Source organism: Bacillus nitratireducens (assembly GCF_036320425.1).
GTDB lineage: Bacteria > Bacillota > Bacilli > Bacillales > Bacillaceae_G > Bacillus_A > Bacillus_A nitratireducens.
Genome location: NZ_JAUMJO010000002.1, coordinates 393,456 through 418,482 on the forward strand (window position 1 = coordinate 393,456; position 25,027 = coordinate 418,482).

A 25,027-nucleotide genomic window follows, 5' to 3' on the forward strand; every position below is an offset into this window, starting at 1 on the left:
GTAGGTAATTATATCTTGATTTTCATATTTATAAATGTTAGTGTAAATATACACCGTTTCTTATTTTTATATTTATACTCAATGTCTGTAGAATAAATAGAATAAGAGAAAAATCCCCTTGTGCACTCATATGCAGAAGGGGATTTTTATTTTTATGAAATTTAAAATTTACTTTTAGTTAATGCTTTAAGTACCGGCTTTACAATTAAACCTATTAAGCGAAAGCCTTTAAATATAGAGCGTACAACTTTCATGAAGATGCCCCCTAAAAGAAATTATATATTAAGTATGTATTATTTCTTTTCTTTAACTTCGTATTTAGATTCAATGAAATTTAATACTTTACCTTTTGGATCATCATTTTCAAATTGAACCGCTGTAACTGTATGTACTCCTGGTTTTAATGTATCTTCCTCTAATGAGAAAGTTGATTGTGTTAATTCACCAACTTGAGTAGTCATATTAAACATTTTATCAACGTAAACAAATGTTTGTTTGTCACCTTGGAAGTTAGCATAATCTAAACCAATTTGATCCATGATTGTGTTTTTATCTGCAAATAAAACAGGTGCATTTCCATTCTCAGAGTTTCCTGCTGGTGTATTAACTGTTATTCGTCCTTCTCCAACTGGTGTTGCATCTTTAGGGAAAGGATACTTACTTGTTTTTTTATTGCTAGCTTCTGTGCTACTTTGTGCTGTATTGTCTTTAGCTTCACTTTTGCTATCTGTAGAACCACATCCAGCTAAAAGCCCTAATGCTAATCCTGCTACGATAAATTTCTTCATGTTAATTATCCTCCTGGTGTATACTCTATTCTATTAAAAATTAGATGCTTTATTTTAGTAGATGTACCATTCCAAAATGTTATACTCGATGGTTCTTCCATCTCTTTGAATGCCTCTTGTTATAGTTTACCCATTGCTTCCATATACTTGTTAGAAGCCTTATTCATTAAATCTAGCCCTTTTGCAAACTCTTCACTTGCTAGATTATCTAAGCTAAAATACTGAATGTTGATTGCATCTTGCATAGTCTTCATCGATTCTAAAATAAGTGTATGAGCTTCTTCTTGTTTATAGGCTGGATCATGACTTGGTTTCAAATCATCATACTTCTTCGTTACGTTACTTAAGTATAGTAGTGCGTTTTTGTAACTATCTTTTGAAACACTTAAAGTACTATCTTTATTAACTATCGTAGAAAGTTCATTCATAGCTTTTTCTAACTCTTTACTTAAGTCAAGTACAGAAGTTTTATAATCTACTGCTACTTGCATTGAATTCTCCTTAACTGGAGTTTCCTTCACTGTATCCTCTTTAACTGTACTTTCTTTAGTTGCACTAGCTTTTGGGTGGTCTTTCGATGTACTACAACCTACCCCTAATAACATGATTGGAAGTGCTAAACATATTAGTTTCTTTTTTTTCATTATGTATACTCCTTTTAAAAAATATTGCAATTAATTAACATATGGAACCATAACATAAATTATATAAATAAGATATATAAATTCTTCATCTTTACCGTTGGATTCGCTTATTGTATTAATTAAGAATATGATATACATGCTTGGAAATGAAAAAAATTTACAGGCTGTGAAATGAGTATATAATAGAAGAAAAAAGAAATGTTTATATTGTCATCACCCTGTTGGCGTCAACCTCATGCGCCTAATGGCTACAAAAAACATCTACTTCGTCCCATTCGGCCAAGATGCACCAGAGAAAAAACCGAACTCAATGGTAGCTCGTATGGAGTTACTTGAAGATACAGTATTAGAAGCATTGCAAGGGAAGCAATTGCAACCTGTTGTTGTAGAAAAATTCAGATATATGAATTAAAAAACGAAAAAAAACGGACAATTTTTGATGAAACCATCATTCTTACTGTAGAATATGATAAAATTAACGTTATTAAGATTGGGAGGGGCATTTTATGCTCCTTCTAATTCTAAGTTATAGAAGGATTGGTATCTAGAAAGGGGCATAGTGATGGAAAAGCAAAAAACTTTTCATGTCGCTGTAGTTGGAGCAACCGGCGCAGTTGGTGAACAAATGTTAAATACTTTAGAGAAACGAGAATTTCCAATCGGGAAATTAACGTTACTTTCATCTAAACGATCTGCAGGTAAGAAACTTGTATTTAAAGGCGAAGAATTTACAGTTCAAGAGGCAACTCCTGAAAGTTTTGAAGGAGTAGATATCGCACTATTTAGTGCTGGTGGATCTGTATCGAAACAATTAGCGCCAGAAGCAGCAAAGCGCGGTGCGATTGTTGTTGATAATACAAGTGCATTCCGTATGACAGAAAACGTGCCACTTGTTGTACCTGAAGTAAATGAAAACGACTTAAAAGAACATAATGGTATTATTGCAAATCCGAACTGTTCTACAATTCAAATGGTAGTAGCTCTTGAGCCAGTTCGTCAGCAATATGGTTTAAAACGAGTAATCGTTTCCACATATCAAGCTGTATCAGGTGCTGGTGCGGCAGCGATTGAAGAACTTCATGAACAATCACAAGCAATCTTAAATGGCGAAGAAGTTAAGGCGAATGTTTTACCTGTATCAGGTGACAAAAAACATTACCAAATTGCTTTTAATGCGATTCCACAGATTGATAAGTTCCAAGATAATGGATTTACGTTTGAAGAAATGAAAATGATTAATGAAACGAAAAAAATTATGCATATGCCTGAATTAGAAGTAGCGGCAACATGTGTACGTTTACCAGTTGTATCAGGGCATTCTGAGTCTGTTTACATCGAAGTAGAAAAAGAAGGCGTAACAGTAGCAGAATTAAAGAGCTTACTTGCAAATGCGGAAGGTATTGTTCTGCAAGATAATCCAGAAGAGCAGTTATATCCAATGCCAGCTACTGCAGTAGGTAAAAACGAAGTATTCGTTGGAAGAATCCGTAAAGATTTAAATAACGATAAAGGATTCCATCTTTGGGTCGTATCTGATAACTTATTAAAAGGCGCTGCATGGAATTCTGTTCAAATTGCAGAGCGCTTAGTAAAATTACAATTAGTGTAAACGGCTAAGAGAAGGTGCAAAATATGAAAATAATTGTTCAAAAATTTGGTGGCACATCAGTACGCGATGAAAATGGACGTAAGCATGCGCTTCATCATATAAAAAAATCGTTAGCTGCTGGTTATAAAGTAGTTATTGTCGTATCTGCTATGGGCCGTAAAGGTGAACCATATGCAACTGATACTTTGTTAAGTCTTGTAAATCAAGAGGAATCTCGCATTTCTAATCGTGAGCAAGATTTATTATTATCATGCGGAGAATTAATCTCAGCAATCGTCTTCTCTAACATGCTAAATGAGAACGGTATAAAAGCAGCAGCGTTAAATGGTGCACAAGCTGGTTTTGTAACAAATGATGATTTTACGAATGCTAAGATTATTGAAATGAATTGCGATCGCATACATGAAGAGTTAGAAAATGTAGATGTAATCGTCGTTACAGGATTCCAAGGACAAACGAAAAAAGGTGATACGACAACACTTGGACGCGGAGGTAGCGATACTTCAGCTTCAGCATTAGGTGTTGCGCTTCATGCTGAATTTATTGATATCTTCACAGATGTAGAAGGTGTTATGACTGCGGATCCTCGTATTGTAAAAGATGCACGTCATCTTCAAACGGTAACGTATAACGAAATTTGTAACATGGCATATCAAGGTGCAAAAGTCGTTCATCCACGTGCAGTTGAAATTGCGATGCATGCAAAAGTGCCGCTTCGTGTACGTTCTACGTATTCTGATAGTGAAGGTACGCTTATTTCAGCATCTGATGGTGCTACAAAAGGCCGTGATGTAGAAGAACGACCTGTTACAGGTATCGCTCACGTATCAAATGTGACGCAAATTAAAGTGCTTGCAAAAGAAACGGCATATGATTTGCAACAGCATGTGTTTAAAGAAATGGCGAATGAAGGAATAAGTGTCGATTTAATTAACATTTCACCTACTGGAGTAGCTTATACGGTGAGTGATAATGTATCAAGTCGTGCAGTTGAATTATTAAAGAACCTTGGATATGAGCCAATTGTGACAGAGCATTGTGCAAAAGTATCTATTGTAGGAGCTGGAATGGCAGGATACCCAGGGGTTACTGCGAAAATCGTTACAGCTTTAGCGGAAAAAGGTATTCAAATTCTGCAATCAGCAGATAGTCATACGACAATTTGGGTTCTTGTAAAAGAAACCGATTTAGTGGAGGCTGTAAATGCATTACATAGTGCGTTTGAGCTTTCAAAAGAAAAGCAACTGGAACAATAAGGAGTGAGACCATGATAGATTTTGGGACAATTGCAACCGCGATGGTAACACCGTTTGATATAAACGGGAATATCGATTTTGCAAAGACAACGAAATTGGTAAATTATTTAATTGATAACGGTACAACAGCAATTGTGGTAGGAGGAACGACAGGTGAATCTCCTACATTAACATCAGAAGAAAAAGTAGCGTTATATCGCCATGTCGTAACTGTTGTCGATAAAAGGGTGCCCGTAATCGCTGGAACAGGTAGCAATAATACACATGCCTCTGTTGACTTAACTAAAAAGGCAACAGAAGTTGGTGTTGATGCAGTTATGCTAGTGGCGCCGTATTATAACAAACCGAGTCAAGAAGGAATGTATCAGCACTTTAAAACGATTGCTGAAAGCACGCCACTTCCGGTTATGCTATATAACGTTCCAGGGCGATCTATTGTACAAATCTCCGTTGATACAGTTGTTCGTTTATCAGAAATCGAAAACATTGTTGCGATTAAAGATGCAGGCGGCGATGTGTTAACAATGACAGAAATCATTGAAAAAACAGCGGACGACTTTGCAGTATACAGCGGTGATGACGGTTTAACGTTACCGGCTATGGCAGTTGGGGCGAAAGGTATCGTTTCAGTAGCATCTCATGTTATTGGAAACGAAATGCAAGAAATGATTGCAGCGTTCCAAGCAGGAGAATTTGAGAAGGCGCAAAAATTACATCAATTACTTGTAAGAGTAACGGATTCATTATTTATGGCGCCAAGCCCAACTCCAGTGAAAACAGCGTTACAAATGGTGGGATTAGATGTAGGTTCTGTACGTTTACCGCTTCTTCCATTAACAGAAGAAGAAAGAGTAACGTTACAATCTGTAATGCAATCCATTCCTCGTTAATAAAAAATGACCTAGTGTGAAACTAGGTCATTTTTATTTTTTTAACTAACTGTAGTAACATTCCTTAGAGTTAATAGGATGTAGGGGGAAGGGGAAATAACATTTAATTAGTTATATACTGATTGCATAGTTAATATATTATGAAACATTTTCAGTGCATATAGTTTTATATTCATGCAAAGAAATCGCATGAATATTTTTCCATTAAACTCTTGTGGAGTAGGAAAAATAATAAAGATGATATGAATTTCACCCTCGTAAATTATAACCTCATTTTAATGTCTTCTCTTGTCTTTCGCATAATTTAACTTGTGTTCTATTTCTTGTATCAGGTATAATATGGCTAAGTAGCTTAGTACGGGTATGCTTAGCAAAATTGGGAAAAATTATGATTCAATGAAATTTTCATATCATATCGAATAAGATATTTGATTTATATAATGAAAGAGAGGTGAAACCTGGTTTAAAAAATAAACAAGGACATGATATCGCATAACGGTAAGGACATTCGTCTTGGACGGTGAATATATGGTGGTTGTAGAGTTTCCCCTGGTGTCTCTACAATTTTAGTGAAATCAGTGTTTGCAAGATTTTTAAACCAGGCAACAACATGAAGAGAAAAGAGAATGAGTCTGTTAAAGTATTTGCTCTTGGTGGAGTAGGTGAAATCGGGAAAAACATGTACTGTGTTGAAATTGATTCTGAAATCTTTATTGTAGATGCAGGATTAATGTTCCCAGGAGATGAAATGTTTGGAATTGATATCGTTATTCCTGATATTACATACTTAGTGGAAAATCAAGAGCGAGTAAAAGGTTTATTTATTACTCACGGTCATGAAGATCATATTGGTGGAATTGTTTATGTACTTCGTAAATTATCTATTCCAGTGTATGCAACGAAATTAACAGTAGGACTTATACAAGAAAAACTTGGCGAAGCGGGCATGTTAGGCCGTGTAGACTTAAAAACAATCGATTCAAATTCAACAGTAGATTTTAATACTACAACGGTGTCATTCTTTGGAACGACACATAGTATTCCGGATTCTGTTGGTGTTTGTTTCCATACATCAAAAGGTGCTGTAGTGTATACAGGGGACTTTAAATTTGATCAAACTCCAATTGGAAATAATGGAGCAGATCTTGGGAAAATGGCGCAAATCGGAAATGAAGGCGTACTTTGCTTATTATCTGATAGTACAAACGCTGAGCGTCCAGGCTACACAGGTTCGGAAAAAGAAGTTGGTGTAGAAATTTCTAAAGTGTTCTACGGTGCAGAAGGTCGTATTATCGTTGCTTCATTTGCATCAAATGTACATCGTATTCAACAAGTATTTGATGCGGCTGCTGAAACAGGAAGAAAAGTAGCGGTAGTAGGACGTAGTATGGTGAAAGTAGTAGACATTGCAAGACGTCTTGGTTATTTAGATGTTCCAGAAGGTATGGTTATTTCATTACAAGAAGTAGACAATTTCCCAGAGAAAAAGGTAGCTATTTTAACGACAGGTAGTCAAGGGGAACCGATGGCAGCCCTTTCTAGAATGGCGAAGCAAGCTCATAAACAAATTTCAATTCGTAAAGGTGATACAGTTATTATTGCAGCTTCACCAATTCCAGGAAATGAAATATCTGTATCAAAAATTATTGACTTGTTATTTAGATCTGGGGCTGAGGTTATTTATTATGGTGAAAGAAAAGTACACGTTTCAGGTCACGGTAGCCAAGAAGAGTTAAAACTAATGTTAAATTTAATGAAGCCGAAGTATTTTGTACCCGTACATGGTGAGTTCCGTATGCAAAAAGCACATGCATATTTAGCGGAAGATGTAGGGATTGCGAGAGAAAATATCTTTATTGTAGAAAAAGGCGATGTAATTGCTTTTGGCGATGAAGAAGCAAACTTAGTTGGTAAAGTGCAAGCTGGCAATGTTTTAATTGATGGATTAGGTGTTGGCGACGTTGGTAATATTGTTCTTCGAGATAGAAAGATGTTATCTCAAGATGGAATTTTAGTTGTTGTTGTGACACTTGGTAAAGATGAAAAGAAAATTATCTCTGGTCCAGAAATTATTTCACGTGGTTTCGTATATGTACGTGAATCAGAAGCGTTGATCGAGCGATCTACAGATATTGTACGTATGATTGTTGAACAATCTATTAAAGAATATTCAATTGAATGGTCTATGTTAAAACAAAATATTCGTGAATTATTAGGGCAGTTCTTGTACGAAGAAACGAAGAGAAAGCCAATGATTTTACCGATTATTATGGAAGTATAAAGAAGATCACCTTTACAGGTGATCTTTTTCTTTTTTAAACCCTATCGAATGAAATTTATAACTTAAGAAATAATAGTTATATACGAGTGAAAGGGGATACGATATGACAGAACGTGATCGTTATACAAATGAAGAAAAAGAAGCTGAGCCGAAAGAAATTCCGAAAGAAGCTTCTATAGTGGAGAAAATTCAACAACTTGGACAGACGAATGTCCCGCAAATGAATGAATCGCGTATTCATTGTTTAACAATTGTTGGGCAGGTGGAAGGTCATATTCAGTTGCCGCCACAAAATAAAACAACAAAATATGAGCACATCATTCCGCAAATTGTCGCGATTGAACAAAATCCGAAAATTGAAGGCTTACTTTTAATATTAAATACAGTTGGAGGTGACGTTGAAGCTGGGTTAGCAATTTCTGAAATGGTGGCTTCGCTTTCAAAACCAACTGTCTCTCTTGTTTTAGGAGGAGGGCATTCAATTGGTGTACCGATTGCGGTCTCAACCGATTATTCATTTATTGCCGAAACAGCGACGATGACAATTCATCCAATTCGTTTAACAGGTCTTGTTATAGGTGTGCCGCAAACATTTGAGTATTTGGATAAAATGCAAGAAAGAGTCATTCGATTTGTGACAAAGCATTCGAAAGTAACGGAAGATCGTTTTAAAGAGCTTATGTTTGCAAAAGGGAATTTGACGCGAGATATTGGGACGAATGTAATAGGTGGAGATGCAGTGAAGTATGGTCTTATAGATGATGTCGGCGGTATTGGTGGCGCGCTGCGGAAGTTAAACGAATTAATTGATGCGCGTGTGGATAATCAGACAGAAGGGACAATGCTACAATGATTTTATATACAATTATGCCAGAGCAACTTGTATATCCGGCCGATTATTCACAATGCGAAAGTCAAAAAGTTGTGAATGTAAATGGCGTGGAATTAATGGTCTCTGAGGAGGATAATCAATGTTACTCGATTGTACGTGTGCTAAGTACGAATCCGTCTCACTACCTAGAGTTTGAGCCTGGACAGAAAATTACCTTTTAGCAAAAAGAAGGATTTTGTTTAGAAGCTATGGTATAATATAAAAAACAAGACGGTTGAGCAGCCATGAGTAGGCTGCTTTCTTCTGTTTATTTAACATTTTACAAGAAGTGTAAAAATAGAAGATATAAAGACCAGAAAAATAGAGAGAAAGACATATAAGTAGAGCTTTTTTTAGGAAGTTGTACTTAATTTTTAGAACACGAGGTGAAGAAATGGCAAAACAAAAGCAAAGAGGGACGAAGGCAAAAGCAAGGCGTACGATAAAGCCAACTTTGTATTATGAAATCGTCGGGTTGACTCTTTTTGCACTTTCGATTATTACGATTTTACAGCTAGGTGTAGTAGGGAAATCGTTTGTGTTATTTTTTCGCTTCTTCTTTGGTGAGTGGTACATAATTGGTGTTTTAGGTGTAATAGCTTTATCTGTTGCTTTTGTTATAAAGCGTGGATGGCCAAACCTTTTAAATAAACGGCTAATAGGTGTTTATTTAATTGTATTAGCAATATTAATGTTTAGTCATATTACATTATTTAATCTTCTTACGAAAGATGGAGCGGTGCAAAATACTTCTGTAATTGTTAGTACAAAAGATTACTTCTTCCTTGAAATGAAAAAGGGCCCAGATAGTGTTCATTTAGGTGGTGGTATGTTCGGTGCGCTTATGTTCGCAACGTGTTATTTCTTATTTGACGAAGTAGGAGCATATATCATTGGCATTATTTTAGTTATTCTCGGGATACTGTGTATAACAAATAAACATATTGGAGAAGTGCTGGCTCCTGTAGGGCGAATTCTTAGAAGTCAATTCGAAGTAATGCAAGGGGATTATAAAGATTGGAGATCTAAAAGGGTCGCTGAGCAAACTGAAAAGAAAAAAACAACAAGAAGTACGAGGCGTGAACGAGTTGCCGAACGAGAAGAGGCTATTGAGCCAGTAGAAGAGATAGAAATCGGTCCGCCAATTATTTCAAATTTTACTGAGAATTATCCAGTAAGTGAAGAGGCGGAAAAGCAGATAAAAGAAAATGAAAATGATTTAATCACTCCTCCGTTTATTGAAGAGGCAGTTCCGGCTACACCAGAAGAGCAACCTCAAAAGAAACGAGGAGAAAAAATAGTTGAATCGCTAGAAGGTGAAACGAAAACACCTCCTATGCAATTTTCTAATGTGGAAAATAAAGATTATAAGCTTCCTTCGCTTGATATATTAAAGTTTCCAAAAAATAAGCAAGTTACAAATGAAAATGCGGAAATTTATGAAAATGCTCGTAAATTGGAACGTACATTCCAAAGTTTTGGTGTGAAAGCGAAAGTAACAAAAGTACATAGAGGTCCCGCAGTTACGAAGTATGAAGTGTATCCTGATATGGGAGTAAAAGTAAGCAAAATTGTTAGTTTAAGTGATGATTTAGCGCTTGCTTTAGCAGCGAAAGACATTCGTATTGAAGCACCTATTCCCGGGAAATCAGCTGTTGGGATTGAGGTTCCGAATTCAGAAGTTTCTATGGTAACGCTCAGAGAAGTTCTTGATTCAAAGGCGAATAACCACCCAGAAGAGAAGTTATTAATTGGTCTTGGACGTGATATTACAGGAGAGGCTGTATTGGCACGTTTAAATAAAATGCCCCATTTATTAGTAGCTGGTGCGACTGGTAGCGGAAAGAGTGTATGTATTAATGGAATTATTGTAAGTATTTTAATGCGTGCGAAACCGCATGAAGTAAAATTAATGATGATTGATCCGAAAATGGTAGAGTTAAATGTATATAACGGTGTTCCGCATTTATTAACGCCAGTTGTAACTGATCCGAAAAAAGCGTCACAGGCTTTGAAGAAAGTTGTGAGTGAAATGGAGCGTCGTTATGAATTATTCGCGCATAGCGGTACGCGTAACATTGAAGGGTATAACGATCATATTAAAGAGCATAATAGCCAATCGGAAGCGAAACAACCAGAATTACCATATATTGTAGTGATTGTGGACGAGTTAGCTGATTTAATGATGGTTGCATCTTCTGATGTAGAAGATGCGATTATGCGTTTAGCTCAAATGGCACGTGCTGCTGGTATTCATTTAATTATTGCGACTCAGCGTCCGTCAGTTGATGTTATTACAGGTGTTATTAAAGCGAATATTCCATCGCGTATTGCATTTGCTGTATCTTCCCAAACAGACTCTCGAACGATTCTTGACGGTGGTGGTGCAGAGAAGTTGCTGGGGCGTGGAGATATGTTGTTCATACCAATTGGTGCATCGAAACCTGTTCGTGTACAAGGAGCATTTTTATCAGATGATGAAGTTGAGAGAGTCGTAGAATATGTTGTTGCGCAACAAAAAGCGCAATATCAAGAGGATATGATTCCGCAAGATGTTCCTGAAACAAAGCGGGAAGTAGAAGATGAATTATACGATGAAGCGATTCAGCTTGTCGTAGAAATGCAAACAGCATCTGTGTCTATGTTACAACGTAGATTTAGAGTAGGATATACGCGAGCGGCTCGTTTAATTGATGCCATGGAAATGAATGGTGTAGTAGGTCCTTATGAAGGTAGTAAACCGAGGGAAGTACTCATTAAAGATGTACAAGAAAAAAGTTCTTGAAAAAAAGCCTAATTGTTTTTACAATTAGGCTTTTTTATATGCTGTTTTTGTTATATACTATAGTCAACATAAAAGAAAGGGCTTACATAACGAGGTGCTCTTTAGAATACGAATGCTTATTGTTTTGGTTTTCGAAACGTTCGATATTTAATGTAGAAAAATGTTGAATTCTGTTGACACATATGGGAGCAAGTGGTAAGATTACTTCGAAAAGAATCACTGCCTCATATAATCTTGGAGATAAGGTCCATAAGTTTCTACCTGGCAACCATGAATTGCTAGACTATGAGGGGAAAAGTGTGTAACAAAGGATGTAAGGGATCTTTGTGCCGAACTTTTTCTCTATATGAGGAATGTTTATGGTACAAAGTTTTTTTTATGGAATAAAGAGTGAAAATTTCTTCTTGAAAAATTATTAATATTTATTCGACAATTATGCTTATTGTTAGTATTTCATACTATGTTGTAAGTTGAAAAAAGAGAAAAGAAGTCTTACATCAGAGGTCGAATAATTGAAATGCGGGGGAGTCTTATGTCAGTAAAATCCGATAGTCGTCATTTGTATTTGCGAGTGATTGATCACATCAAAGGAAAAATTAAAGATGGGGCTTACAAAGAAAAACAAAAGTTACCTTCAGAGTTCGATCTAGCGAAAGAACTTGGTGTAAGTAGGGCAACTTTAAGGGAAGCACTACGTATTTTAGAAGAAGAAAATGTTGTTATTCGTAGACATGGTGTAGGGACGTTTGTAAATGCGAAGCCATTATTTTCTTCTGGAATAGAGCAACTTTCTAGTATTACAGATATGATTTCTAGTGTGGGGAAAACACCAGGAACAATCTTTTTATCATCATCTACAACAACTTTAACAGAAGAAGAAAAAGAGAAGTTTAATAGTGAAGATGGTTTTAATGCGGTAATGATTGAGCGTGTTCGTACAGCGGATGGGGAACCAGTTGTATATTGCATTGATAAACTAGCGAAAGAGATATTACCAGATTTATCGGGGTACAATGAGGAATCACTGCTTACAGTTATACATAATAATACGCATAAGCGTATCACTTACGCAGTTGCTCATATTGAACCGATTGGTTATCATCCGAAAATCTCACCGATTTTAGAATGTGAACCTGAAACGGCACTGCTAGTTTTAAAACAAATGCACTATGATCAAAATGATGAGCCAATCTTATATTCTATTAATTACTTTAGAGCTGATAAGTTTAGCTTCCACGTATTAAGAAAGCGTATGTAGGGAAGTTCCTTTTTAGGGAGGTGACAGCAAGAAGTAAGGGACAGCAGCGTATGATTCATTAGATAAAACATTTCAGGAGGGGTTTCTAGTATGAAGAAAAAAACAGGTCTTTTATTATCGTTAACGTTAGCAGCAAGTACAGTGTTAGGTGCATGTGGTAACTCGGATAAAGCGGATAGTGACAAAAAAGGGGATAAAGAGTTTAAGGTTGGTATGGTTACAGATGTTGGGGGCGTTGATGACAAATCATTCAACCAATCAGCTTGGGAAGGTTTAACGAAATTTGGTAAAGACAACGACTTAAAGAAAAATGAAGGATATCGTTACCTGCAATCAAGTAAGGATGCAGACTATATCCCGAATTTAACGAAATTTGCGAAAGATAATTATAACACAACATTTGGTATTGGTTACTTAATGGAAAAATCGATTACAAAAGTAGCTGAACAGTATCCGAAAGAACAGTTTGCGATTGTAGACACAGTTGTGGATAAGCCAAACGTAACAAGTATTACATTTAAAGACCATGAAGGTTCATTCCTAGTTGGAGCTGTAGCAGCAATGACAACAAAATCAAATAAAGTAGGTTTTGTTGGTGGTGTGAAGAGTCCATTAATTACAAAATTTGAATCAGGTTTTAAAGCTGGTGCAAAAGCAGTAAATCCAAATATCGAAATTGTATCGCAATATGCTGATGCGTTTGATAAGCCAGAAAAAGGATCTGTATTAGCTTCAGCAATGTACGGTCAAGGTGTTGACGTAATTTATCACGCTTCAGGTGCAACTGGTAACGGTGTATTCACAGAAGCAAAAAACCGTAAGAAAAAAGGTGAAAACGTTTGGGTAATCGGTGTTGACCGTGACCAAAACCAAGAAGGTATGCCTGAAAACGTAACTTTAACTTCTATGGTAAAACGTGTTGATATTGCAGTAGCTAAAGTAGCGCAAGAAGCGAAAGATGGTAAGTTAAAAGGCGGTAAAATAGAAGAGTTCGGATTAAAAGATGACGGTGTTGGTATTGCGAAAACTACTGACAATGTGAAAAAAGTAAATCCAGAAATCTTAACAAAAGTAGAAGAATTTGAGAAGAAAATTACTGCTGGTGAAATTAAAGTACCTGCAACTGACGAAGAATATAAAGCATATGAAGCTTCTCTAAAGAAATAATAATAGAGAAATAGCAAAGGTTAGTTCTTAGAACTAACCTTTGTATATATAAAAATACCTTTAATAGACTGCAATTGGGGAGTGTTCCCTGCTAGAAGGAGGAACAAAATGGAATACGTAATTGAGATGAACAATATTACAAAAGTATTCCCAGGCATTGTAGCGAATGATGATATTACGCTACAAGTAAAACAGGGAGAGATACACGCTTTACTTGGAGAAAATGGTGCAGGGAAATCAACATTGATGAATGTACTGTTCGGTTTGTATCAACCAGAACAGGGAGAGATTAAAATTAAAGGGAAACCTGTAAAAATTACAAATCCGAATATAGCAAATGACCTTGGAATTGGGATGGTCCATCAACATTTTATGCTTGTTCATAATTTTACAGTTACAGAGAATATTATTCTTGGAAATGAACCGAAGAGAAAAGGGAAAATCGCTGTTGAAGAGGCTGCAAAAGAAATTAAACAATTATCTGAACAGTACGGTTTAGCTGTTGATCCATATGCAAAGATTGAAGATATTTCGGTTGGGATGCAGCAAAGGGTTGAAATATTAAAGACACTTTATCGTGGTGCGGAGATTTTAATATTTGATGAACCTACTGCGGTATTAACCCCTCAAGAAATTAATGAATTGATTCAAATTATGAAAAAACTTGTACAAGAAGGGAAATCTATCGTTCTTATTACACATAAGTTGAAAGAAATTATGGAAGTTTGCGATCGTTGTACAATTATTCGTAAAGGTAAAGGGATTGGTACAGTTGACGTTGCGGAAATGGATGAACATAAACTTGCAGAATTAATGGTCGGACGTCAAGTGAATTTTAAAACAGAAAAAATAGAGGCTAAACCGAGAGAAGAGGTTCTATCTGTTTCGAATATTGTCGTTCATGATGCACGCCAATTACCTGCTGTAAAAGGCCTTGACTTAACTGTTCGTGCAGGAGAAATTGTTGGGATTGCAGGGATTGATGGAAATGGACAAAGTGAATTAATAGAGGCGATTACTGGTTTACGAAAAGTTGAGTCAGGTTCTATTGCAATTAAAGGAAAAGAAATAACGAATTGGCCTGTTCGAAGAATTACAGAGGAAGGAATTGGTCATATTCCAGAAGACCGTCATAAACACGGGCTAGTGCTTGATTTTTCTGTTAAAGACAATATAGTTTTGCAAACGTACTATAAAAACCCATTTTCAAAGAAGGGGATTTTAAACTTTAGTAAAATCACAGAGAAAGCAAAGGCTCTTATTGAACAGTTTGATGTACGTACGCCTAGCGAACAAACATTAGCGCGTGCTCTATCAGGTGGAAATCAGCAGAAAGCTATCATTGCACGTGAAGTAGATCGAAATCCAGATTTATTAATTGCAGCACAACCAACACGTGGTTTAGATGTAGGGGCGATTGAATTTATTCATAAGAAGTTAATCGAGCAGAGAGATAAGGGGAAAGCGGTATTACTTCTATCGTTAGAACTGGATGAAATTTTAAATGTTAGCGATCGAGTTGCTGTTATATATGAAGGGGAAATTGTAGCGATTGTCGATGCAAAAGAAACAAATGAACAACAGCTTGGTTTGTTGATGGCTGGCGGAACGGAGAAAGAGAAGGTGAATACAAATGGCTAAAAAATTTTTAACGGAGCGAACAATTAATATTTTAGTTCCTGTATTATCCGTTATTTTTGGTTTACTTGTTGGTGCCATTGTAATGTTAGTTAGTGGATATGATCCAATTGTTGGGTATGCAGCGCTTTGGGAAGGAATGGTTGGAAATCCGCAAGCAATTGGTGAAACGTTACGTACGATGATTCCGCTTGTGCTAGCAGGACTTTCCGTGGCATTTGCATTTCGTACTGGTCTTTTTAACATTGGGGTAGAAGGACAATTATTAGTTGGGTGGCTTGCCGCTGTTTGGTTTGGTTATGCAGTATCGTTACCGGCATTTTTGCATATTCCATTATCTATTTTAGTAGCCGCGATTGCTGGTGGTTTATGGGGTTTTATACCTGGATATTTAAAAGGAAAGCTTAAAGTAAATGAAGTAATTGTAACAATTATGATGAACTATATTGCGCTTTATGTTACGTATGACCTTATTAAACGTTTTATACATGAAGGTAACGAGAAATCTTATGATGTACAAGCGAGTGCTTCATTAGCTTCTGATTGGCTATCTTCATTGACAGATGGATCTCGTTTGCACTGGGGAATTGTTGTAGCTATTATAATTGCTATTGTAATGTGGTTCTTGCTAGATAGAACTACGTTAGGATATGAGTTAAAATCGGTTGGTTTTAACCAAAATGCATCGCAATATGCAGGGATGAAAGTCTCTCGTAATGTTGTATTATCAATGACGATTGCTGGTGCTTTTGCTGGAATTGGTGGGGCAATGGAAGGTCTAGGAACATTCCAAAGTATGACGGCAATGACGTCGTTTACTGGTATTGGATTCGATGGGATTGCGGTAGCTCTTCTTGGAGGAAATAATCCGTTTGGTATATTATTATCGGCTTTACTGTTCGGTGGTTTGAAAAGTGCAGCCCCGCAAATGAATTTTGAAGCAGATGTACCTTCTGAGTTAATTAATGTTATTATTGCATGTATTATTTTCTTTGTTGCTTGCAGTTATGTTTTACGCTGGGCACTTACACGCATGAGCAAGGAGGGGAAATAAATGAGCTTTATAGATATTTTAGCCATTCTTGTGACTGGTACGTTATATACGGCAGCGCCACTTATTTTTACGGCGTTAGGTGGAGTGTTCAGTGAACGTTCTGGAGTTGTAAATATAGCATTAGAAGGCTTAATGTTATTTGGTGCATTTACTGGTATCGTTACAACGTTATTAATGGGTGATACGTGGGGAGCGATGACTCCGTGGATTGCACTATTATTTGCAGCGATTGGTAGTGGGTTATTTGCACTTCTTCATGCGGTAGCATCTATTACATTCCGTGCGGATCAAGTAGTAAGTGGGGTAGCGATTAACTTCTTAGCTCTTGGTTTAACAGTATTTGCGATTAAGAAAATCTTTGGCAAAGGACAAACTGATTTCATTCAATACCGCATTGAAAAAATCGATGTTCCGGGCCTTTCGGATATTCCGGTAATCGGAAAAATCTTTTTCTCAAATGTACCGTTAACATCATATATTGCTATTATTTTAGCTTTTGTTGTCTGGTACATTATTTATAAAACGCCGTTCGGTCTTCGTCTTCGTGCAGTTGGTGAACATCCAATGGCAGCAGATACGATGGGGATTAATGTATATAAAATGCGTTATATTGCAGTTTGTATATCTGGAATGTTCGCAGGAGTGGGTGGTGCGGTCTTCGCAATGTCGATTTCTGGTAACTTCTCAGGTGCTACAATTACTGGACAAGGTTTCTTAGCATTAGCAGCTATGATTTTCGGTAAATGGAATCCACTAGGTGCCCTTGGAGCAGCTCTATTCTTCGGATTTGCTCAATCACTTGGGATAACAGGTGGTACAATTCCTGTATTAAAAGAAATTCCAAGTGTATTCTTAACGATATTACCGTATGTATTCACAATATTAGCACTTGTTGGTTTTGTAGGCCGATCTGAAGCTCCGAAAGCATTAGGAACGCCTTATGAAAAAGGAAAACGATGAGTATTTAGAAAGTATAAGAAAAGCTCGCACATTAGTGCGGGCTTTTTTACATAGAATATATTTAATACGGAAATTTACTATGTTCCTTACATATTAAAGTTTTTAGAAAGACTCAAATGTAAGCATAATAAGGAAGAAAAGTTGATTTTTTATTTCTAAAAACTGTATATTGAAGAGGAATATTCCTACATACGTAAAGGAGGGCTATTAATGAAACTAATGGAACAGCAACTACATGAATTAGGTGGCTTGCGAGTACATATTATTCCGACTGATAAATATAAAACAAATACCTTTGTATTTCGTTTTAAAGCACCTTTAAATGAGGAGACGGTGACAGAGCGTGCCCTATTGCCATACGTATTGCAAAGTGCGACAGAAAAACTACCTTCTGTAATTCGCCTTCGTCAATATTTAGAAGAATTATATGGATCTTCTTTAGCGGTAGATGTAAGTAAGAAAGGGGAAGACCATATTATCTCTATTTATGTAGACATCGCAAATGAAACATATTTACGCGATGCACCACCGTTATTTGAAAAAGCGCTTTCTATGTTATCTGATATTGTTTTACATCCAGCAACAGAAGGCGAAGGTTTTCTACCTGCTATTGTAGAAAGTGAGAAACGAGCACTCTTGCAACGAATTGAGGCTACTTATGATGATAAAATGCGTTATGCAAACGAGCGTTTAATTGAAGAAATGTGCAAAGTAGAACCATATCGTTTAAGTGCAAATGGGAAAAAAGAAAGTGTTGCTTCTATTACAAATGAAAGTTTGTATCAATATTATCAAAAAGTGTTAGCGGAAGATGAAATGGATTTATATATTATTGGTGACATTTCAGAAGATGCTGTGGAGCTTGTAAATAAGTATTTTTCGATTTCGCCTCGTGTTGTGAAAGAAAGAAATGTACTTCTTCATAAACGAAATAATGAAGAGAAAGAAATTGTTGAAAAACAAGAACTAAAGCAAAGTAAATTAAATATCGGCTATCGCACATTCATTACGTATAAAGATGAAGATTATTTTGCACTGCAATTGTTTAACGGATTATTTGGAGGGTTTTCTCATTCAAAGTTATTCGTAAACGTCCGTGAAAAAAATAGTTTAGCGTACTATGCAGCATCAAGATTTGAAAGTCATAAAGGTTTGCTCTTCGTTATGTCTGGAATTGAAGCGAAGAACTTTGAAAAAGCGGTTGAAATTATTAAAGAACAGATGAAAGCAATGCAAAACGGTGATTTTTCAGAGGAAGAGATGCAACAAACAAAAAGTGTAATTCAAAATCAAATCTTAGAGGCTGTTGATACACCACGTGGTTTTGTTGAAATGCTTTATCATGGCGTTATTTCAGAGCGTACGCGTCCAGTTGAAGAGTGGCTAACGGGTATAGAAGGCGTGACGAAAGAAGAAATTGTGAAAGTTGCTAATAATATTGAATTAGATACAATTTACTTTTTACATGGAACGGAGGGAGAATAAATGGAGAAGATTGTGTATGAGCAATTAAAAGAGACACTATATTATGAAAAACTTCCGAATGGATTAGATGTATACATTTTACCGAAACAAGGATTCAATAAAACATTTGCGACATTTACGACGAAGTACGGTTCTGTTGATAATACGTTTGTCCCACTTGGAAAAGAAGAAATGACTCGTGTGCCAGATGGGATTGCTCATTTTCTTGAGCATAAATTGTTCGAAAAGGAGGACCATGACGCATTTCAATTGTTTAGTAAACAAGGTGCTTCAGCAAATGCTTTTACGTCCTTTACGAGAACGGCTTACCTCTTTTCTTGTACATCAAATGTAGAGCAAAATTTAAATACGTTGTTAAATTTTGTTCAAGAACCGTATTTCTCGGAAAAAACGGTTGAAAAAGAAAAAGGTATTATCGGCCAAGAAATTCAAATGTACCAAGATAATCCAGATTGGCGTTTATATTTTGGGTTAATCGATAGCTTGTTTGTGAAGCATCCAATTAAAATTGATATTGCAGGGACGATTGAGTCTATTAGTAAAATTACAAAAGACCTATTGTATGAGTGTTATGAGACTTTTTACCACCCAAGCAATATGTTATTGTTTGTTGTTGGAGCGATTGATCCTGAAAAAACAATGGATTTAGTTCGTGACAATCAAGAGAAAAAAGATTACGAAAACCAACCGGAAATCGTTCGTTCTTTTGAAGAGGAACCAGAAGAAGTAAATGAAAAGAAAAAGATTATTTCAATGCCTGTTCAAACTCCAAAATGTTTAGTTGGTATTAAAGCAACGAATTTACAAGAAAAAGGGCAAGCTCTTTTAAAACAAGAAATTGCGCTTACATTACTTTTAGATTATTTATTTGGAAAAGGGTCAGTTCATTATGAATCTTTATATAATGAAGGTCTTATTGATGATTCGTTCTCGTATGACTATACAGAAGAAAATAACTTCGGTTTTGCGATGGTTGGTGGAGATACGAAGCAACCTGATGAATTGGCAGATCGATTAAAAGGTATTTTACTGCAAACGAATTATGATCAGTTAGATGAGGCTGCGTTGGAACGGGTGAAGAAAAAGAAAATAGGTGGATTTTTACGATCATTGAATTCACCTGAATATATTGCAAATCAGTTTACACGATATGCGTTTAATGAATCTAGTTTATTTGATGCTCTTACAGTGTTAGAAGGCTTAACTGTTCAAGACCTACAACAAGCAGCAAAAACATTATTAATTGAAGAAAGAATGAGCGTCTGCCAAGTGTTGCCAAAAAAGTAAAGTGATACTTGAATAAAAAACGCAGTATCTATATCCCTCATCTAACGTTTGGTTATTGCCAAATGGTAAGATGAGGGTATTATTTATTTATACATAAAAGATAAGAGAGGGAACTTATGAAAAAGTATGCATTAGTAACTGGAGGGAGCGGAGGGATTGGCTCTGCTATTTCGAAGCAGTTAATCGAGGATGGTTATACAGTCTATATTCATTACAATAAAAGCGAAGAGAAGGTAAGGGAGTTACAGAAGGAATTTGATGTAGTGATTCCTGTGCAAGCAAATTTAGCTTCTAGAGATGGAGCAGAGGAATTGTGGGCGCAAATAGAACATCCTATTGATGTTATTGTATACGCAGCTGGAAAGAGTATTTTTGGATTAGTAACAGATGTTACAAATGAAGAATTAGATTATATGGTCGAGCTTCAAGTGAAGAGTGTATATAGACTTCTTTCGATGGCGCTTCCATCGATGATCGGGCGGAGAAGTGGAAATGTTGTTGTTATTTCATCCATTTGGGGGCAAATAGGAGCATCTTGTGAGGTGCTGTACTCAATGGTAAAAGGTGCACAAAATTCATATGTGAAAGCTTTAGCGAAAGAAGTTTCTTTAAGTGGATTACGTGTTAATGCGGTAGCGCCAGGTGCAATCGAAACAGAAATGTTAAATATATTTTCAGCAGATGATAAAAATGAAATTGCTGAAGATATTCCATTAGGTAGGCTAGGACTACCGGAAGAGGTAGCAAAAACAGTCTCCTTCCTTGTTTCACCAGGAGCTTCTTATATTACGGGGCAAATTATTGGAGTCAATGGCGGTTGGCATTGTTAAAAATTTCTTACATAAAAAACAAAAAAATGTACAAATTAAGCATGATTCTATTACTCAATAGTGAGGTGCTTAAACATGTCAGTGTTAGATAATTTTGATCAGTGGAAGAGCTTTTTGGGAGAACGTTTAGAACAAGCGGGGGGGAAAGGGCTTGATGGTGGTGCCGTATCAGATATGGCATTTCGTGTTGGAGATTATTTAGCTAATGAAGTAGAAGCGCGCAACGATCAAGAAAAATTATTGTCTGAGCTTTGGAAAGTTGCTGATGAACAAGAGCAACATACAATCGCAAATTTAATGGTGAAGTTTGTACAACATAAGTAAAAGTAGAGAGGAGAAACTCCTCTCTACTTTTTTTGTATAATAATTAAGAGGGGTAGATTATACATTTAGCTTCCCTATTAAGGTGAAATCATATAATATAGTACGTAGGTGTAAAGTAAGCGTGGGGGAGTGATCTTGGATGATTGAATGGTATTTTGAATATGAAATACATAAAAACCGACCTGGCTTACTTGGTGACGTTTCTTCGTTAATCGGTATGCTTGGCATCAATATTGTCACAATTAATGGTGTAGATAATGCACGACGTGGACTTCTGCTTATGTGTGATAATCAAGAGCAAATCTCTAGACTTGAATCAATTCTAAATACGATGGATAATATAACGGTAACGAAATATCGTCCGCCAAAGCTTAGAGATAAGCTAGCAGTTAGACATGGTAGGTACATACAACGAGATGCAGATGATAAGAAGACATTTCGATTTGTACGTGATGAATTAGGATTACTTGTAGACTTTATGGCGGAGATAATGAAAAAAGAAGGTCATAAGCTAATTGGGATACGAGGAATGCCTCGTGTCGGAAAAACAGAATCCATTGTTGCCGCAAGTGTTTGTGCAAATAAGAGATGGCTATTCGTATCATCGACTCTTATTAAGCAAACTGTACGTAGCCAATTGATTGAAGATGAGTATAGCGACGATAATATTTTCATACTAGATGGAATTGTATCAACAAAGCGTGCAAATGAAAGACATTGGCAGCTTGTTCGTGAAATCATGAGGTTGCCTGCAACGAAAGTTGTGGAACATCCAGATGTATTTGTGAGTCAGTCGGAATACACATTGGATGATTTTGATTATATTATCGAATTGCGTAACGATTATGATGAAGAAATTCAATATAATTTAGTAGATGAAATTGAGCAAGGTACGCAAAATAATTTCTCTATGTTTGACTTTTAAAGAAATATTGAGGTGTTAGTAGTGACGGAATTAGGACAAAAGCTGACAGAAGCAAGAGAAGCGAAAGGCTTGTCTATTGATCAGCTGCATGAAATTACAAAAATTCAAAAACGCCATTTAGTAGCGATTGAAGAAGGCAATTATAATGTATTGCCAGGAACTTTTTATGCGCGTGCATTCATTAAACAATACGCAGATGCGGTTGGATTAAATGGAGAGGAACTGCTTGTAGAATATCAGAGTACGATACCACAATCTGAAAAACACGATGTTCCACAAGTATCAACTGGACAGAAAACACAAGAAACAATGCAAAAATCTTCATCATGGCCAATTGCAGATCATATGCCGAAAATTTTGATTGCGTTATTAGTGATTGCATTTGGAGTGGTAGTATGGTTTGTTATTCAAGCGTTAACTGGAAAAGATGATAGGCAAGTTCCAAATGCTCAAAGTGAGAAAATTGAGGTTCAAAAAGCAAAAAATTCTCCGCTAGATACGAAGAAAGATGAAGAGAAAGCGGAAGAGCCAAAAAAAGAAGAGCCAAAAAAAGAAGAGCCAAAGAAAGAAGAGCCAAAGAAAGAGGAACAAAAAGGACAGCCAGCTGGTGAGAATGAAATTAAGTTAGTTGGAACCGATAAGATAACATCTACTTTGGAAATTCATAATAATAAAGCGTTAGAATTGGAAATTACAACAAAAGACGCAAGTTATATAGGTATTAAAAATGAGGCAGGAAATGATATCTTTAGCGGTACTTTACAGGCAGGCCAGACCCAAAAATATGATTTATCAACAGCGAAAGAGGTAAACCTTAACATAGGAAGTGCACCGAATGTTGAATTTAAATTAAATGGCCAAGTCGTTACATTCCCATTGAATCCGGAAGAGAATTATCATCAGAAATTCTTGATTAAAAACCAAGGGATAGGGCAACCTGCACAATAACAGTCATCGCTTCGATGACTTTTTTCAATGAACAAATGTTTTTGATATGATGGAGGAATAGCTGTGAATTTACCAAATAAAATTACAATATCTAGAATCTTCTTAATTCCAATTTTTATGGTAATTATGTTAGTGCCCTTTGAATGGGGCTCATTTATAATTGGTGATGTAGAGTTACCAATTCAACATTTAGTAGGGGCACTTATCTTTATTATCGCTTCGGCTACAGATTGGATTGATGGACATTATGCAAGAAAGTATAATCTTGTAACGAATTTAGGGAAGTTCCTTGACCCGTTAGCAGATAAACTACTTGTTTCGGCAGCACTTATCACATTGGTAGAAATGCAATATGTACCTGCTTGGATCGTTATTATAATTATAAGCCGTGAGTTTGCAGTAACAGGTTTACGCCTCGTACTTGCTGGGACAGGGGAAGTAGTGGCAGCAAATCAGTTAGGGAAAATTAAGACATGGACACAAATTATTGCGATTGCAGCGTATTTATTACACGATGTACCTTTAAATTTAATTCATATCCCAGTTGCTGATATTTTCATATGGATTGCATTAATCTTCACTGTTATTTCAGGATGGGATTATTTCTGGAAAAATAGGGCTGCTTTTGTAAACTCAAAATAGAAGTTTTATGGGGGAATTGGGATGAATGCTGAGATTATTGCGGTTGGAACTGAACTGTTACTTGGACAAATTGCAAATACAAATGCCCAGTTTTTATCTGAAAAGTTAGCTTCAATTGGAATAAATGTGTACTATCATACTGTTGTGGGTGATAATAACAAGCGATTACAAAAGGCAATTGAATTGGCTGAAGAGCGCGCTGATATGCTTATTTTCACAGGCGGATTAGGGCCGACAAAAGACGATTTGACGAAAGAAACAATAGCGTCTAGCTTAGGTGAAGAGCTTGTGTATGATGAAACAGCATTAACGTCCATAAGCGATTATTTTAAGCGTACAGGCCGTGAATTTACGGAAAATAATAAAAAGCAGGCGCTCGTTCTAAGTGGATCGACTGTATTTGCGAATGATCACGGTATGGCACCTGGCATGGGTTTAAATAAAAACGGAAAAGTTTATATTTTATTACCAGGGCCGCCAAAAGAAATGAAGCCGATGTATGTAAGGTACGTAGAGCCTTTTTTACGTAACTTTACAACAGGGGAAAATATTTATTCTCGCGTTCTTCGCTTTTTCGGTATTGGGGAATCTCAATTAGAGGTAAAAGTTCAAGATTTAATTGATGGACAAACGAACCCGACCATTGCACCACTCGCAAATGATGGAGAAGTGACATTACGTTTAACTGCAAAACATCATGATGCGAATGAGGCGGAGAAACTAATTCAACATGTGGAAAATTTGATTTTAGAAAGAGTAGGAGAATTTTTCTACGGATATGACCAAGATTTTCTTCATTACAAGGCAATAGAGTTATTGAAGCAAAAAGGGTTAACTTTAGCATGTGCAGAAAGTTTAACAGGCGGTCTCTTTGGAAATCAAGTAACAGAAAATGCGGGTGTTTCGTCTGTGTTTAAAGGCGGAGTCATTTGTTATCAAAATGAAGTAAAGCAACAAATTTTACATGTACCTGAAGAAGTGTTACGTACTGACGGCGCGGTTAGTAAACAATGTGCTCGTTATCTTGCTGAAAATGTAAAGAAACTGTTAAAAGCAGATATTGGAATTAGCTTTACTGGGGTGGCAGGACCTGATGCTTCGGAGTATAAAGAACCAGGAACAGTATTTGTTGGATTGGCGATTAAGGATGAACCGACTGAAGTCTTCCCTCTTAATTTAAGTGGAAGTCGTCAACAAATTAGAGAACGCTCTACAAAATATGGGTTTTATCATTTATACAAAAAACTAGAAGAGATATAAGTTTCTTCTGGTTTTTTTTGTGGGAAAATCTAGTTTGATTCGATATAAAATAAAAAAATCGAATAAATGTTCGATTTTTGTTGGCAAATTGAATTGAAAATAGGTATAATAAGATTAGCAGTTCA

The 25,027-nt window shown here is 36.2% G+C and carries 22 protein-coding genes, 1 pseudogene and 1 riboswitch; of the genes and pseudogenes, 21 read left to right on the forward strand and 2 right to left on the reverse strand.

What is annotated here, in order from left to right:
* Positions 1-293 precede the first annotated feature (293 nt).
* Both Q3V31_RS08415 and Q3V31_RS08420 read right to left on the reverse strand, forming a co-directional pair.
* Positions 294-788, reverse strand: coding sequence for a hypothetical protein (locus tag Q3V31_RS08415; RefSeq protein WP_329764363.1), 495 nt, complete (start codon positions 786-788; stop codon positions 294-296).
* A 119-nt stretch (positions 789-907) separates the two neighbouring features.
* Positions 908-1,432, reverse strand: coding sequence for a hypothetical protein (locus Q3V31_RS08420; protein ID WP_329764365.1), 525 nt, complete (start codon positions 1,430-1,432; stop codon positions 908-910).
* 223 nt (positions 1,433-1,655) lie between these two features.
* Here Q3V31_RS08420 and spoVFB point away from each other — a divergent pair.
* The 21 genes and pseudogenes from spoVFB to Q3V31_RS08525 form a co-directional block, all read left to right on the forward strand.
* A pseudogene (gene spoVFB, locus Q3V31_RS08425) lies at positions 1,656-1,844 on the forward strand (dipicolinate synthase subunit B); the annotation flags it as partial.
* 150 nt (positions 1,845-1,994) lie between these two features.
* Positions 1,995-3,041 carry an aspartate-semialdehyde dehydrogenase gene (gene asd / locus Q3V31_RS08430; RefSeq protein WP_000414857.1) on the forward strand — a complete coding sequence of 349 codons (1,047 nt, stop codon included), beginning with the start codon at positions 1,995-1,997 and terminating at the stop codon, positions 3,039-3,041.
* A 23-nt stretch (positions 3,042-3,064) separates the two neighbouring features.
* A complete protein-coding gene (gene dapG, locus Q3V31_RS08435; RefSeq protein ID WP_329764368.1) occupies positions 3,065-4,297 on the forward strand; it encodes an aspartate kinase in 1,233 nt (410 codons plus the stop codon).
* A gap of 11 nt (positions 4,298-4,308) precedes the next feature.
* A complete protein-coding gene (gene dapA / locus Q3V31_RS08440) occupies positions 4,309-5,187 on the forward strand; it encodes a 4-hydroxy-tetrahydrodipicolinate synthase (RefSeq protein ID WP_329764370.1) in 879 nt (292 codons plus the stop codon).
* A 610-nt stretch (positions 5,188-5,797) separates the two neighbouring features.
* On the forward strand, positions 5,798-7,468 hold the full coding sequence (locus Q3V31_RS08445; RefSeq protein ID WP_000823078.1) for a ribonuclease J: 1,671 nt from the start codon (positions 5,798-5,800) through the stop codon (positions 7,466-7,468).
* Between the two features lie 103 nt (positions 7,469-7,571).
* Entirely contained in the window at positions 7,572-8,321 is a 750-nt protein-coding gene (gene tepA / locus Q3V31_RS08450) for a translocation-enhancing protein TepA (RefSeq protein WP_000139810.1), read from the forward strand.
* Entirely contained in the window at positions 8,318-8,521 is a 204-nt protein-coding gene (locus Q3V31_RS08455) for a YlzJ-like family protein (protein WP_000605032.1), read from the forward strand. The genes tepA and Q3V31_RS08455 overlap by 4 nt, the downstream gene beginning before the upstream one ends.
* Positions 8,522-8,733: 212 nt before the next feature.
* The gene (locus Q3V31_RS08460; protein ID WP_001118770.1) at positions 8,734-11,124 is read left to right on the forward strand and encodes a DNA translocase FtsK; all 2,391 of its coding nucleotides are present in this window, start codon (positions 8,734-8,736) and stop codon (positions 11,122-11,124) included.
* Positions 11,125-11,328: 204 nt separating this feature from the next.
* Positions 11,329-11,430: riboswitch (purine riboswitch) on the forward strand.
* Positions 11,431-11,656: 226 nt separating this feature from the next.
* On the forward strand, positions 11,657-12,382 hold the full coding sequence (locus Q3V31_RS08465) for a GntR family transcriptional regulator (protein WP_000114184.1): 726 nt from the start codon (positions 11,657-11,659) through the stop codon (positions 12,380-12,382).
* 90 nt (positions 12,383-12,472) lie between these two features.
* Complete coding sequence (locus tag Q3V31_RS08470) at positions 12,473-13,549, forward strand: BMP family lipoprotein (protein WP_000730601.1); 1,077 nt, start codon at positions 12,473-12,475, stop codon at positions 13,547-13,549.
* Positions 13,550-13,657: 108 nt separating this feature from the next.
* On the forward strand, positions 13,658-15,190 hold the full coding sequence (locus Q3V31_RS08475) for an ABC transporter ATP-binding protein (protein WP_000456922.1): 1,533 nt from the start codon (positions 13,658-13,660) through the stop codon (positions 15,188-15,190).
* Positions 15,183-16,241 (forward strand): ABC transporter permease, encoded by a 1,059-nt coding sequence (locus Q3V31_RS08480; RefSeq protein ID WP_001074493.1) that lies wholly within the window; start codon positions 15,183-15,185, stop codon positions 16,239-16,241. The genes Q3V31_RS08475 and Q3V31_RS08480 overlap by 8 nt, the downstream gene beginning before the upstream one ends.
* Positions 16,242-17,201 (forward strand): ABC transporter permease, encoded by a 960-nt coding sequence (locus Q3V31_RS08485; protein ID WP_000008059.1) that lies wholly within the window; start codon positions 16,242-16,244, stop codon positions 17,199-17,201.
* Between the two features lie 210 nt (positions 17,202-17,411).
* Positions 17,412-18,686, forward strand: a complete 1,275-nt coding sequence (yfmF, locus tag Q3V31_RS08490; RefSeq protein ID WP_000772408.1) for an EF-P 5-aminopentanol modification-associated protein YfmF — start codon at positions 17,412-17,414, stop codon at positions 18,684-18,686.
* Positions 18,687-19,973 (forward strand): EF-P 5-aminopentanol modification-associated protein YfmH, encoded by a 1,287-nt coding sequence (gene yfmH, locus Q3V31_RS08495; RefSeq protein ID WP_000411955.1) that lies wholly within the window; start codon positions 18,687-18,689, stop codon positions 19,971-19,973.
* Between the two features lie 116 nt (positions 19,974-20,089).
* The gene (gene ymfI, locus Q3V31_RS08500; RefSeq protein ID WP_000759588.1) at positions 20,090-20,803 is read left to right on the forward strand and encodes an elongation factor P 5-aminopentanone reductase; all 714 of its coding nucleotides are present in this window, start codon (positions 20,090-20,092) and stop codon (positions 20,801-20,803) included.
* Positions 20,804-20,878: 75 nt separating this feature from the next.
* Positions 20,879-21,127: a DUF3243 domain-containing protein gene (locus Q3V31_RS08505; protein ID WP_000114449.1), complete on the forward strand. Its 249-nt coding sequence runs from the start codon at positions 20,879-20,881 to the stop codon at positions 21,125-21,127.
* Between the two features lie 139 nt (positions 21,128-21,266).
* Positions 21,267-22,052 (forward strand): DUF3388 domain-containing protein, encoded by a 786-nt coding sequence (locus Q3V31_RS08510; protein WP_000574107.1) that lies wholly within the window; start codon positions 21,267-21,269, stop codon positions 22,050-22,052.
* 21 nt (positions 22,053-22,073) lie between these two features.
* Positions 22,074-23,000, forward strand: a complete 927-nt coding sequence (locus Q3V31_RS08515) for a helix-turn-helix domain-containing protein (protein WP_000137494.1) — start codon at positions 22,074-22,076, stop codon at positions 22,998-23,000.
* A 63-nt stretch (positions 23,001-23,063) separates the two neighbouring features.
* Positions 23,064-23,642 (forward strand): CDP-diacylglycerol--glycerol-3-phosphate 3-phosphatidyltransferase, encoded by a 579-nt coding sequence (gene pgsA, locus Q3V31_RS08520; protein WP_001052978.1) that lies wholly within the window; start codon positions 23,064-23,066, stop codon positions 23,640-23,642.
* Positions 23,643-23,663: 21 nt separating this feature from the next.
* On the forward strand, positions 23,664-24,902 hold the full coding sequence (locus Q3V31_RS08525; protein WP_000990702.1) for a competence/damage-inducible protein A: 1,239 nt from the start codon (positions 23,664-23,666) through the stop codon (positions 24,900-24,902).
* Positions 24,903-25,027: the final 125 nt, after the last annotated feature.

What these genes read in the sequence shown, in the direction of transcription:
- Q3V31_RS08415 (WP_329764363.1), bottom strand. Translation starts at nt 788, where the DNA reads ATGAAGAAATTTATCGTAGCAGGATTAGCATTAGGGCTTTTAGCTGGA.
- Q3V31_RS08420 (WP_329764365.1), bottom strand. Translation starts at nt 1,432, where the DNA reads ATGAAAAAAAAGAAACTAATATGTTTAGCACTTCCAATCATGTTATTA.
- asd (WP_000414857.1), top strand. Translation starts at nt 1,995, where the DNA reads ATGGAAAAGCAAAAAACTTTTCATGTCGCTGTAGTTGGAGCAACCGGC.
- dapG (WP_329764368.1), top strand. Translation starts at nt 3,065, where the DNA reads ATGAAAATAATTGTTCAAAAATTTGGTGGCACATCAGTACGCGATGAA.
- dapA (WP_329764370.1), top strand. Translation starts at nt 4,309, where the DNA reads ATGATAGATTTTGGGACAATTGCAACCGCGATGGTAACACCGTTTGAT.
- Q3V31_RS08445 (WP_000823078.1), top strand. Translation starts at nt 5,798, where the DNA reads ATGAAGAGAAAAGAGAATGAGTCTGTTAAAGTATTTGCTCTTGGTGGA.
- tepA (WP_000139810.1), top strand. Translation starts at nt 7,572, where the DNA reads ATGACAGAACGTGATCGTTATACAAATGAAGAAAAAGAAGCTGAGCCG.
- Q3V31_RS08455 (WP_000605032.1), top strand. Translation starts at nt 8,318, where the DNA reads ATGATTTTATATACAATTATGCCAGAGCAACTTGTATATCCGGCCGAT.
- Q3V31_RS08460 (WP_001118770.1), top strand. Translation starts at nt 8,734, where the DNA reads ATGGCAAAACAAAAGCAAAGAGGGACGAAGGCAAAAGCAAGGCGTACG.
- Q3V31_RS08465 (WP_000114184.1), top strand. Translation starts at nt 11,657, where the DNA reads ATGTCAGTAAAATCCGATAGTCGTCATTTGTATTTGCGAGTGATTGAT.
- Q3V31_RS08470 (WP_000730601.1), top strand. Translation starts at nt 12,473, where the DNA reads ATGAAGAAAAAAACAGGTCTTTTATTATCGTTAACGTTAGCAGCAAGT.
- Q3V31_RS08475 (WP_000456922.1), top strand. Translation starts at nt 13,658, where the DNA reads ATGGAATACGTAATTGAGATGAACAATATTACAAAAGTATTCCCAGGC.
- Q3V31_RS08480 (WP_001074493.1), top strand. Translation starts at nt 15,183, where the DNA reads ATGGCTAAAAAATTTTTAACGGAGCGAACAATTAATATTTTAGTTCCT.
- Q3V31_RS08485 (WP_000008059.1), top strand. Translation starts at nt 16,242, where the DNA reads ATGAGCTTTATAGATATTTTAGCCATTCTTGTGACTGGTACGTTATAT.
- yfmF (WP_000772408.1), top strand. Translation starts at nt 17,412, where the DNA reads ATGAAACTAATGGAACAGCAACTACATGAATTAGGTGGCTTGCGAGTA.
- yfmH (WP_000411955.1), top strand. Translation starts at nt 18,687, where the DNA reads ATGGAGAAGATTGTGTATGAGCAATTAAAAGAGACACTATATTATGAA.
- ymfI (WP_000759588.1), top strand. Translation starts at nt 20,090, where the DNA reads ATGAAAAAGTATGCATTAGTAACTGGAGGGAGCGGAGGGATTGGCTCT.
- Q3V31_RS08505 (WP_000114449.1), top strand. Translation starts at nt 20,879, where the DNA reads ATGTCAGTGTTAGATAATTTTGATCAGTGGAAGAGCTTTTTGGGAGAA.
- Q3V31_RS08510 (WP_000574107.1), top strand. Translation starts at nt 21,267, where the DNA reads ATGATTGAATGGTATTTTGAATATGAAATACATAAAAACCGACCTGGC.
- Q3V31_RS08525 (WP_000990702.1), top strand. Translation starts at nt 23,664, where the DNA reads ATGAATGCTGAGATTATTGCGGTTGGAACTGAACTGTTACTTGGACAA.